The organism is Gluconobacter thailandicus F149-1 = NBRC 100600, assembly GCF_000964465.1.
Lineage (GTDB): Bacteria > Pseudomonadota > Alphaproteobacteria > Acetobacterales > Acetobacteraceae > Gluconobacter > Gluconobacter thailandicus.
This window is the reverse complement of sequence record NZ_BANH01000039.1, coordinates 1-10,717: the sequence shown is the minus strand read 5'-3', so window position 1 is coordinate 10,717 and position 10,717 is coordinate 1. Positions and strand designations below refer to the sequence as shown.

The 10,717-nt window shown below is 57.2% G+C and carries 9 protein-coding genes; 2 read left to right on the top strand and 7 right to left on the bottom strand.

From position 1 onward, the window contains the following. Positions 1-378 precede the first annotated feature (378 nt). The 3 genes from B7444_RS10755 to B7444_RS10745 form a co-directional block, all read right to left on the bottom strand. Positions 379-1,683, bottom strand: coding sequence for a glycosyltransferase family 4 protein (locus tag B7444_RS10755; protein WP_007284556.1), 1,305 nt, complete (start codon positions 1,681-1,683; stop codon positions 379-381). A gap of 63 nt (positions 1,684-1,746) precedes the next feature. Next, a complete protein-coding gene (locus B7444_RS10750) occupies positions 1,747-2,922 on the bottom strand; it encodes a glycosyltransferase family 4 protein (RefSeq protein WP_007284557.1) in 1,176 nt (391 codons plus the stop codon). A 12-nt stretch (positions 2,923-2,934) separates the two neighbouring features. After that, a complete protein-coding gene (locus B7444_RS10745) occupies positions 2,935-3,546 on the bottom strand; it encodes a sterol desaturase family protein (RefSeq protein WP_007284558.1) in 612 nt (203 codons plus the stop codon). A gap of 285 nt (positions 3,547-3,831) precedes the next feature. Here B7444_RS10745 and B7444_RS10740 point away from each other — a divergent pair, with 285 nt between their 5' ends. Beyond that, the gene (locus B7444_RS10740; protein ID WP_007284559.1) at positions 3,832-4,128 is read left to right on the top strand and encodes a hypothetical protein; all 297 of its coding nucleotides are present in this window, start codon (positions 3,832-3,834) and stop codon (positions 4,126-4,128) included. A 177-nt stretch (positions 4,129-4,305) separates the two neighbouring features. Here the strand turns inward: B7444_RS10740 and B7444_RS10735 are convergent, their stop codons facing one another. From B7444_RS10735 to B7444_RS10725, 3 genes are read right to left on the bottom strand one after another with little or no spacing between them, the layout of a single operon-like run. Next, complete coding sequence (locus B7444_RS10735; RefSeq protein WP_007284560.1) at positions 4,306-5,568, bottom strand: glycosyltransferase family 4 protein; 1,263 nt, start codon at positions 5,566-5,568, stop codon at positions 4,306-4,308. Beyond that, a complete protein-coding gene (locus B7444_RS10730; RefSeq protein WP_007284561.1) occupies positions 5,565-6,980 on the bottom strand; it encodes a capsule biosynthesis protein in 1,416 nt (471 codons plus the stop codon). Before B7444_RS10730 ends, B7444_RS10735 begins: the two co-directional genes overlap by 4 nt. Continuing rightward, positions 6,977-8,764 (bottom strand): capsular polysaccharide export protein, LipB/KpsS family, encoded by a 1,788-nt coding sequence (locus B7444_RS10725; RefSeq protein WP_035730479.1) that lies wholly within the window; start codon positions 8,762-8,764, stop codon positions 6,977-6,979. Before B7444_RS10725 ends, B7444_RS10730 begins: the two co-directional genes overlap by 4 nt. A gap of 353 nt (positions 8,765-9,117) precedes the next feature. On the opposite strand from B7444_RS10725, the gene B7444_RS10720 reads away from it, so the two are divergent. Further along, positions 9,118-10,470, top strand: coding sequence for an LTA synthase family protein (locus B7444_RS10720; protein ID WP_007284563.1), 1,353 nt, complete (start codon positions 9,118-9,120; stop codon positions 10,468-10,470). 15 nt (positions 10,471-10,485) lie between these two features. Here the strand turns inward: B7444_RS10720 and B7444_RS10715 are convergent, their stop codons facing one another. Next, positions 10,486-10,662 (bottom strand): hypothetical protein, encoded by a 177-nt coding sequence (locus B7444_RS10715; RefSeq protein WP_016738144.1) that lies wholly within the window; start codon positions 10,660-10,662, stop codon positions 10,486-10,488. Positions 10,663-10,717 lie beyond the last annotated feature (55 nt).

Genomic DNA, 10,717 nt, shown 5'->3' with positions numbered 1-10,717 from the left:
TCATAACCTGAAGGCCGCAGGTTCAAATCCTGCCCCCGCAACCATCTGAACCCTGCACCAGGAACTTCTCGAGAACGCCAGCGTCCGGATGACGCATGGCGCTCTTCCTGTTCAACGCAAAGCCCAGCATCGCTGCCAGGTCGCCCTCAAGAAAAATCGCAGGCTCCCCATTGTCTGGAATGAGGCAGATCCGCGTGATCAGGGACCGGATCGCTTCTACCGTCTGCAGGTGCGGCAGTTGCCTTGCATTGAAAGCTGTCGCGCAACGTCACGATCTTTTTCCGATACAACTCCGCCATGTTGGAAGGCCGCAGAGCAGGTGGGTAGGCGCGAAAGAAAACAATCGGCGCCTAACGCCAGACAGCCAGAATCGCACCGTCAGCCAAGGACGGCATCATAGAACTTTTTTAGCGCGATTTGATAATTCTCCATGTCAAACTTTCGGGCTTGTACAGGGCCATCCTGATGCATTTGGCTACAGAGGGCATCGTCCCGATCAAGTGTCTGGATACCTTCCATAATGCTGAGAGTGTCATAGGCATCAACCATCAGCCCGGCCTCTCCTACTACTTCCGGCAGTGATGCCTCCCGTGAGGTCAGAACAGGCGTTCCCAGCATCATCGCTTCTACGACTGGCAGCCCGAAACCCTCGGTCAGGGACGGAAACAAAACCGCTCTCGTACCGCGGATCAGCATCATCAGGTCGTTCTCTGGAAGATATTCCATCTGAATGATACGTCCCAAACGCTTGCCACGTTCCAGAAGTTGCTGTTCGCTTTCTGATTTCCAGGCCATGGCACCTACCACAACCAAGGGTCTCTGGCTTTCTGACGACAGAAAAGCCTCGATCAGGCGGGCAATGTTCTTCTTGGGCTCAATGGATCCGTAATAAAGGAAGTATCCGTCGGTCTTGAGACTATAGAGACGATTCAGGGTCTGGGTGATGATGTCAGCGGAGAGGTTCTGAACAGCGGTCTGCTCCCGGACCGATTGGTAGGTGTTGTGGGTAATCGCTGCAGCGTGCGGTGCGAAGTCGACGATGTCCCGCCGGGAAGCCTCCGAGACGGTACAGATTGCATCCGCATGCCGTGCGATGTCCGTGATCAGTCGAAGATGGTTAGTCTTGTTGTCCAGCGTGGTATGCGGCAGTCGCAGGGGCACGAGATCGTGAATGGTATAGACGTTCTTCGTATTCCGAACCCGGATTGGCAATGGATAGGTCCAGTGCATGACATCTGGCGTGTTGGGAAGTGTAATGCTCAGGAAACGGCGCGTCCGGCGGTAATGTGCCCATGCCGTGATGAACAGGTCCCGCGCATTGAGAAGACTGTCAAAAGCCGGCAGCCGTTCCGAAAAGGATCGGGCATCCACATGCCGGTCTACCGGAATGTTGACCGCTCGGTGGCCCAGCAGTTCCGCGCGGAACCGCTCTTTCCATCGCGCGCCCATGAAGCGTGCACGACGGCTTTGCTCTTCTGCGCAGACCTGATCAAAAAACAGGATCTCACGCAGCAGACTTTTTGCCTTGGATGGAATGTTCAGCCCATACAGCACATCGACCTCACAGGACATTTCCTTGAGGGCATAGCTCAGTGTCCGCGCGTAGGTCGCTACCCCCGTGCCACGGGGGAGGGCTAGATTGAAACCATCGAGAGCGACATGAAGGCGAGGTTGAACGGACACTTGAACTCCTTGGATGGGAAGAGGGGAACGGCATCAGGCCGTGGCGTTGTGGCGGGAAGAAGGCTATCTTGCGGTCACCACCTCACGATACAGGGCACTGAAGCGTACTCCGTAGTCATGAGGGCTGAAATGTTTCACATGCTTGCTGCCAAGAGCAGCGAGGCTCTGGCACAGGGTTTCGTCCCTATCCAGTTGGATCAAGCCGGCCGTAATTGATCCGATATCGAGAGGGTCAACCAGGCAGGCGGCGCCACCTGCTATTTCCTCAGTGGTGCTTCCCCGGGAGGTAAGAACCGGAATACCCAGAGCCATGGCTTCCACGATGGGAAGCCCGAAGCCTTCGGCCAGAGAAGGAAATACGACGGCGCGGGCTCTTCCGAGGGTCGCAAGAAGATCTGCCCGGTCGATCCAGGGCAGGCGCATGACCCGCTCCGGATGGAGATGGTCGGAGAGTGCCGCGAGTTCCTGCTCCGCCCCGAAACCGTCCGGACCAATCAGTACCAGCATGCGTCGTGTCCGGCTAAGGCTGTGGGCCCTGATCAGCCGTCCAATGTTCTTGCGCCGCTCAATGGTGCCGATATGGATGAAACTGTCATCAGGACAGCGATTCTGCCCTGTAGAGCCGGTATGTAACAATTCCGAGTGGATGTTGGTTGCCTGATGGATGACACGGACGCGTTCTGGCGGAAGTCCAAAATGCGTCATGAGATCCTTTTTGACGGTTTCTGAAATCGTAACGATCAGATCTGCCCGATCAATTACACTTTCGAGCAGGCGCTGGATTCGTCCGGGATCTGTCTGGCAGAATTCGGGGTGTAGCACGGGGATGAGGTCGTGAATCGTCACGATGTTCGGACAGCCCGGCATGTAAAGCGGGAGTGGACAGGTCCAGTGCATTACCGACGGCTCTTCGGTGGGCTCAACCGCCAGAAGCTTTCCGTAGATATTGAAATGCACATGCCCGATCCGGAAAACGTCTTCGGAAATCAGGTTTCCTGTCTGCTGGCCGGTGCCAGTGAAAGCCTTGCGTCGGCGACTGCTCAGGGCTCGCCCGAAGCGCAAACCGCGTGCGGAAAGGGAATGCGTCGCCGCAGTCGTTCGTGAGTCGGACGTTTCATGAAGCCACCCAACCGAAATGCTTTTCTGATCCTTCAGGGCCTCGGCGAGTGTCTTTGTATAGGTCGTGACGCCTGTGCCCATGGCGCGGCCGGTATTTCGGGCGTCCAGAATAATCTGCATGAAGTCGCGGACTTACCGTGGCCGGATATGGGTTCGGAAGACACGATCCAGCAGTGGGACTGTCGTGGCGTAATTGCCATGGACAGGCGCATAATGATGCAGAAGATGATGCTTTTTCAGGAGCCGGGCAAGCCGCCCGCGTGAACTGGTCTGATGGCAGGCCCAGTGCATCGTGTCATAGATCGTATAACCCACGACAAAGCCGGCAAATCCTGAATTGTGTGCCACAAGCCCTGAATGACGCCAGGCAAGCCATATCAGAAACCCTAGAGGAAGACTGACGGTCAGGGGCATGATGCTGCGCAGGGGATCCTTCGGATCCGCATGATGGTTGCCGTGAATCAGAAAGATGAAGTGGCGCCCCAGCGCCGAACTGAGTTTGAGATGAAAGAGATAGCGATGTGCGACGTATTCAAAAAGGGTCCAGACCAGAAGTCCTGTCAGGAAGCCTGCGATCATTTTCCAGCCTGAATCCGTTTGGAAGGCCGTTGCGATTGCAAGAATATCGATCAGAAACCATACACTGAAAAACAGAGGGAACGGGGTCAGTGTTGTCAGTTCAAGCCATTTGTTTCGAAACAGGCGTACCCGCGTCGGATGTGCCCTGAAAGTCCGGACCATCATTGCAAACCTCACCTGTCTTTACAGAAACAACCTGTAATTTTGCACCCTATCATTCAGCCACTTGCCTGTAAATCAGGGTAAAATTTCAACATCTTCTTCCAAACCGCTACACATGAATGGAACAGGACAACCGAACAAGGTTTTCATGGGAATGTTGGCAGAGGCCCTTAGAAGAGCAATATAGTGGCAACATCAGAAGTGTGAGGCCAGCCGATCCATACAAATAGAGTATCTGTAGGTTTTGAGAATGACGGGATAGCCGGAGAAAAAAGATCTCTTGGCAGGATGAACCAGACCATATCGTGGATCCGGCGCCGATCTGTTTTTCTGGGGGTTGTTATTGTTCCAACCCTTCTTGCAAGTGGCTATTACGGATTGGTTGCTTCTCCGCAATACCAGTCGGAGGCCGGATTACTGTCTGATGGCAGTTCGGGAGGCAGGGAAGACACTTATGTCGTTCATGAATACGTGATGCCACATGATTCAGCGCCAATGCTGCGTCGTACGCAGGATCTGGCCCGTATTTTTAACGAGCCGGGACCAGTCCTCCTGCTGGCAGGCCTCCAGCAGTTCGTCTCCTGAGACGGATTGCGGCTGTGCACGCGTGTTATCATGCTGTGCTGTATCTGTTCGCAGGGTGGAAAAAGGCCAGAGCCGCCTGAAAAGCATCAAAAGTATGTCCTGCCGAGGGATGGAGAGGCATAAGAACAGGGAAGGAACGGGAAAAAATTTCTCCCGGATGCAGAAAGCCGTAGGTCGCTAAGACAGGGTCCGGATGTGATCAAGTGCGCGGGCGACACTTTGGGGCCAGGCGAGGATCTGGTCTTTGGCCAGATGCACAGGGGGGAGGGGAGGGTCTGTGTGGGTGGTCAGTCCCGACATGGTCTCGATAGCCCGGACCCACGCCGGACCGTCCAGCGGATCGAGATACGTGGCACAGTTGCGGCCGATCTCGTGGAAAACCGGAATGTCCGAACACAGGACGGGCGTACCCAGGGCCAGCGCTTCTGCCAGAGGCAGGCCGAACCCCTCGGAAAATGATGGGAACAGGAGCGCCCTGGCACCTCGAAGCAGAGTTACAACCGTCGTGTCCGGGAGAGAATTATGTTCTTCCACCATCCCTTTGAGGGCTGGAGCACGCTCCAGCATGTCGATGACCTGCTCATTCTCCCAGCCCCGCTTGCCCACGATGATGAGATGAGGCGCAGCCTTTCCGTGGATATCGACGAGGCGTCGCCATAGGTTAAGAAGCAGGAGATGGTTCTTGCGCGCCTCGATTGTTCCCAAACAGACGAAATAGGGGTGGCTGCGTCGGGCGGCCGTGTCGGCTTCATCGCCAGAGAGCATAGGCGTTTCCGACGTGGCGCACAGATGGACGCCGAGCGGAACGGGCCATATGGGCACGTTCCGCTGCGCGCGTTCAAAATATGGGAGAAGAGACTGTCCGGTCGCCTGCGAAGGAACAAGGACGGCATCGGAATATTGAACGACCGTCTGAATGCGACGCAGGTGCCGGGCGTATTCGCGCTCCCGGGAGTATTCGGGAAATTCGAGCGGGATCAGGTCATGGATCATCGGAACGAACAGGCCGTTGCGCCGCCGGATCGCAGCTGCAACCAGTTCGGGTCGTGTCAGATGATGGTGGGACATCAGGAGATAGATGTTGCGGCCACCGGTGTGCGCGTGGCGGGCGGTAGAGCGGACGGGACGTGGGAAAAGAACGCCGTGCAGAAGGGCCCTCCCCAGTCTGGCAGCTTGTCCTCCGTCGTCTGCTCCATTGTTCCAGACGGTGCTGATGGCCTCTATAAAGGCGCTGGCTCTGTCATAGGGAAGAACGGCAAAGCGTCCGAGCGGATGAACAGCGGCGAATTCAAGATGGTCGGGTGCGTGCTGGCGAAGATAGCGGGCATATTCCAGCTCGACGCGGTCGATCCCTGTCGGGACGCGGGCGCTCGCGCGGGTGAGAATTCGCGAGATGTCGAGCGTGTAGAACGGCCTGTGGCCAGACGGCGCACGGGTCATGACGAGACCTCTTCCAGAACTTCACGTTCCGTTTTGGACCTGGTCTCAACCGGAGCGGGAGAGGTGATCGCCGCCGGAGTGTCGGGATGGCAGGCCAGTTCCTGACGCAGGGCTTCGCGGCGTGCCATTTCGGCACGCGATGTGGCGGCGAAGTCCCGCGGACTGTGGCGCGTCAGCCGGTCGATGGCGTGGCGCACCAGCTTTCCCATACCTTCGTTTGAGAAGAAGCCGCCAGGAATCAGGCAGCGCTCGATCAGGACGCGGCGATAGGCTGCGAAGATTTCCGCGTCGGGTTGTCCCGGGTTCGACCAAAATTTCTCCAGCGGCCCCTGAAACGTGATGCCCGGAATATCGTAGACGGCGTTGCCCAGAGTGATGACGGGTTTACCTTCGGCGAGCGCCAGCGTTCCGGTGGTGCTGTTGATCGTGATGACGCCAGTGGCGGTACGGACCAGATCCGCGATGTCCCCTGCCTCGAAATAGTCAACCCGGTCAGAGACGCCGTAGGCTGCGGCCTGCATAGCGACTTCGTGGCACCAGTTCCGGATGTTGTTGTCGAGCGGATGTTCCTTGATGACGAGACGCATGCTGTGGGGGGCATGTGACGTGAAGGAGGCGATCACGACCCGGATGGCCTCCGCCATTCCGCTGAAGGAGGAATGGAGGCGCACCTGGGCGTCAGCGTCGAGCTGAAGGGGAAACAGCATGTATGGGCTGCCCGAGGCCCGCAGTGCCTCAAGTGTCTTCTGGCTTCGGGTGCGGCGTTCGTCGCGGGCGAGCAGTTTGCGCAACCAGCCTATGCCTTCCGTCAGAGGGTGCCAGGGGCGGTAGTTGTTCCAGTGACGGTAATGCCAGCGGGAGAGAAGATCGGCGGTGTTGTAGGCCAGTCCCTGAAGGGCGCGTGTCCGGAAGGAAGACGGGACAGGGTGGTGCGGCGGCAGTACGGGAAGGGTTCTGGCGCGCTCGACGTAATAGGCTGGATCGCGCGAGAGGGTGGAGTTGCCGTTGACGCCTCCGAGTTCAAACGTCACCCAGTCGGGGCGGAGATAGCCTTCCTCGAAGACATGCACCGGAATATGCAGCCGTGCGCAGACGGCAATGGCTGCACTATGCAGCGGGCGGCAGTCTCCGAACAGCACGACATCGGTGATGTCGTGCTCGATGATGATCCGCGTCAGTGCGTCCGGCCATTCATTGGCACGCCCGGTGAAGTCGATTCCGCCGGGCAGGCGCCAGAAAAGCCGGTCACCGCCGTTGAAATTGACTTTCCAGACTCCGTATCCCTGACGGCGCAGTTCCCTGCCGATCAGCCTGAAGAACGGACCCATTAGTCCCTGAAGGAGCAGGATGTTCCGCTGTACGCCTTCGATGCCTTGCATTGCGGCGGGAGCCGTGTCTCTGACAACGGTCATGACCGGCCCTTCTTTATCGCAGGTGTGTGCAGCACCGTATGAACTCCCTGAACAAAAACTTTTCTGATCTTTCCCTGGGCTCCACGCAGGCGCATGAGAAGGTCAGGCCGCCAGACTTCGGGGGTGCCGAAGCGGTCGATAAGAACTTCCGGTCCGCAGAACAGGCCAGTCAAAGGATCAATATATCGTGGATAGAGAAGCAATGTGGCAGCCGTGAGTTGGGCGACGTTCAGCCGTCGGGTCCGTCTCACGACAGGCGCCCGGTCGTGGGTCAGGCCCCAGCCTGCATAGAAGGGCTGTCCGTACGTCGTGACGGAAAGTCCGCGCATGAGGGCTTCGAAACCTGTCAGGGAGGTCAGCGTATGGACTTCGTTCACCACGTCCAGCAGGGGCGCCATGCCGCCTCCACGGGAAATCCGGTCGGCCACTTGCAGGACGTCGGCATCGGGAATGGCGCCGGCGCGGTGGCCTGCATCCACGTCCGGATGTGGACGATAGACGATGAATGCATCCGGCCTGGCTGACCGGACGCGACGTAGCAGGTCCATGTTGCCTGCTACGGTTCCTCCTCCCAGCCGGACCGACATGTCGTCGGCCACCTGTCCAGGCACGAGAATGATCTGTCGCCCTTCCGGCGCGCCGAGTGTCGGAACGCTGCCACCGGCTGAATATTTGGAAATGCTCTGTGCGCGGATCAGTCTGGTCAGGGCGCGGGCGCGTTCCTGAAGTTCTTCCCCGAGAGGGTGGGTGGCAAGTAGGACTTCCAGATCGCTGGGCTGCGCTGGGTCGTAATAGGCGCCCCTGCTGTCCGCGATGATGGAGGCGGGAGGCAGGAAGCCGCTTCCAAGGCCGACGGAGCGTATAAAGCCGTCTTCAACGCGGAAAAGGGGAAAATGGTTCTTCCGGGCTGCCTGTTCCAGTCCACGCGGCAGGCGGGTCGCCCAGACAGCAATACCGTTCCGGCCTGGGCGGTTTCGCGCCACGGTCAGGGCACCAGTGGTGGTGCGGCGGAAGAGCGGGAGAGGGCGACGTTTTTCCGCAGTCGCGAAGAATGCTCCCATCCGGGCGCGCTTCCAGAAAGACATGCCGACACACACGCTGATGGTGCGATTGGTCATGAGGATGCGTTTCCATTCCGTGAGGAGGGAGATCGCCTCCAGGATTTCGATCGGTTGCCCCGAAAATGGTGACCGGTACTCTGTTGCGGAGTGGAGGATATGAAGTGCCTCCGAAGGGGCGTGCAGGTCCGGTTTCCAGTCTGCATCCATATCGGGGCGCAGAACGGGATGTCCGGTCAGTGCCGCGAGTGCCGAGAGTGTTGTCAGGCCTTTCGGAGGCAAGAGAAATGTGCGGGTTCCATCCAGCAGGGAGTGCGGGTCCACATTTTCTGAAATGGCCTGCGCCCCTTCGGCCCGGGCCTCGCTGCGCATCCTGCGCCATTTCGTACCGTCATGCGGCGTGACGAGAAGCAGCCGATCCGGACTGGTCCATGCTTTTGCGTTCCGCCACATCTGCCGGGCATGCCCGGCATGAGGGGGGACGCAGACCACGATTGCGGCTGCCGTTGCTGCAGAGCGCTCCCAGAACATTCCTCCTACCCGTGCCTCGGAAATCATCCTTACGGCAGGGTCGTTCTGGATATGCTCCGGCGAGGCCAAGGCTTCAGCCATCCGGTCAGGGATGTATGATCGGATCTGCGTAAACGGATAGATAGCATTTCCCAAGGGCGGCGCGGAAAGAATGAGCGGGAGGGAACTGGATGTCGAAACGGCTCCTAGGCTCAAGACCAGTACTCTTCCTCTGTCGTGCCCCTGTCCGGTTTCATGTCTGCGGGGGTGTGGAAAATCTGTTGAACAGGCTAACATTCAAAAAGTGGGCGTGAAAGATACAAAATCAATTATGAAGCGGAATGTTTATGAATGCACATAAAAATAGCAAAATTCGTCAAAAATAGATAATGGCAAAGTAAATATAAACAGGTGAATATGTGAAATTACTATATTTTTCATTTGTGGTATGTGTCGTTTTTGAAACAATAGACCTAACAAGATCTCGTTGTGTAAATTATTCAAAAAAAACCCGCGCTCATGGTTGCAGTAATACAGTTTTCTTTCAGGGCACTGTATTTCGCTTCTTCATGGCCTTCATGATTTTCGGAGCGCTGGTGTCGCTGGTGGGGCATCCTGTGGCTGCCGTAGGACTGGCGGTTCTGACGGGAGTTTTTCTGGTCTTCGGCTCCGGTCTGAAGAGGAATGTCCTCGGAGAACCGCTGATGTTCAGCGATGTGGCGGTGATCGGTTCTTTTATCCGACATCCTAGATTTTATATCGGGGCCATTCCTTTATTCGCCCGGGTTCTGGTTGTGGCGGGGCTGGCATTTCTGGGGTTGTCGTTCATCAGTTTGCTTCTGAAGGATATGCTTTGGTCACGGACCAGTTCTGGTCTTGCTATCCGGGTTCAGGGGGTGTGCCTGTTCGTAACCGGGTGGCTGTGTCTGGACATTCTAGGTCGTGCCGGACTAGCGCGCAGAGTTCTGCCTGTTGCGGACCTTGATGTGGGAGAGGAGCGCTACGGCCTGCTGGCGACCATCATTCTGGGGTGGTTGAGGTGGAAGGATGACCGTCGTCGGAACCTGCCGGACTGGCCGCAGATTTCTGCGGGACAGCCTGCCCAGGCACCCCTCATTGTAGTGATCCAGTGCGAATCTTTTGCCGATCCCCGTGAGTTCGGCGTTGAAGAAGCCTCAGCCTGTGTGCTGCCTCATCTGCTGCGAGCGGAACGGGAAGGGGACATCGGAAAGCTTCAGGTCTCGGGGTTTGGCGCATATACCATGCGTACCGAATACGGCGTTCTGTTCGGTCACGAGGAAAGCGCACTCGGTTTCCGTCGTTTTGATCCTTATCTTACAGCAGGGAAACAGCCCGGCGACGCTCTTGCTGCCCGGTTGACGCAGGTTTGTGAGGAGAGGGTTTTTCTGCATCCACATGACCTTAAATTCTATGGACGTGACGTCCTGATGCCGGCCATGGGTTTCAACCGACTGATCGGTACGGGGGAATTCGTCGATGCGGCGCGATGTGGGGTCCATATCGCAGATCAGGCCGTGGGAGACCGGATACTGGAAATGATCGACGAGGCTGTTTCCAAACCTTCGGGAACATTCATTTTTACGGTCACGATTGAAAATCATGGGCCATGGTCAGGGGGCGTTGCTGATTATCTTTATCACGTCCGGCACGGAGACGAGCTTCTGGGGCGAGTGACACAGGCTTTGGGGCAAACCGGTCGGGACGCTCTTCTGGTGTTCTATGGAGATCACCGTCCCTCGCTTTCGGGTGCCGTCATGCCGGGTGGTGCACGCCATACACCGGTGGTCGTCAAGGGATTTGGGACGTTCGCTACCATGCCGCGACTCAATGGTATGTCCCTGACGCCGGCGGCCCTTCATCATTGGATTATCCGTCTGGTTGCAGAGCGGACGGCTTCCTGAAGTAAGGGGTGGATTTTAGTGGACCAGTGACGTCAATCCGTCGATCTTGTCCGCCAGTGCAGCAATCATGTGTTTGAGATCTTCCGAAGCGCCCGATTTGTTCATCATGATGTTCAACTGTTCCGCATCGGTCTGAAGTTCTCTGACCAGTTCACGAATTTCCGAATCTGTTCCGTTTTCATCATAGGACATGAGCACATTTCCTTAGGCTCAGGACCCATTGATTTTTGTAGGGAATTTTGATTCA

Excerpts from the sequence above, each read along its gene's own strand:
- B7444_RS10750 (WP_007284557.1), bottom strand. The coding sequence starts at position 2,922 with ATGCAGATTATTCTGGACGCCCGAAATACCGGCCGCGCCATGGGCACA.
- B7444_RS10745 (WP_007284558.1), bottom strand. The coding sequence starts at position 3,546 with ATGATGGTCCGGACTTTCAGGGCACATCCGACGCGGGTACGCCTGTTT.
- B7444_RS10740 (WP_007284559.1), top strand. The coding sequence starts at position 3,832 with ATGAACCAGACCATATCGTGGATCCGGCGCCGATCTGTTTTTCTGGGG.
- B7444_RS10735 (WP_007284560.1), bottom strand. The coding sequence starts at position 5,568 with ATGACCCGTGCGCCGTCTGGCCACAGGCCGTTCTACACGCTCGACATC.
- B7444_RS10730 (WP_007284561.1), bottom strand. The coding sequence starts at position 6,980 with ATGACCGTTGTCAGAGACACGGCTCCCGCCGCAATGCAAGGCATCGAA.
- B7444_RS10720 (WP_007284563.1), top strand. The coding sequence starts at position 9,118 with ATGGCCTTCATGATTTTCGGAGCGCTGGTGTCGCTGGTGGGGCATCCT.
- B7444_RS10715 (WP_016738144.1), bottom strand. The coding sequence starts at position 10,662 with ATGTCCTATGATGAAAACGGAACAGATTCGGAAATTCGTGAACTGGTC.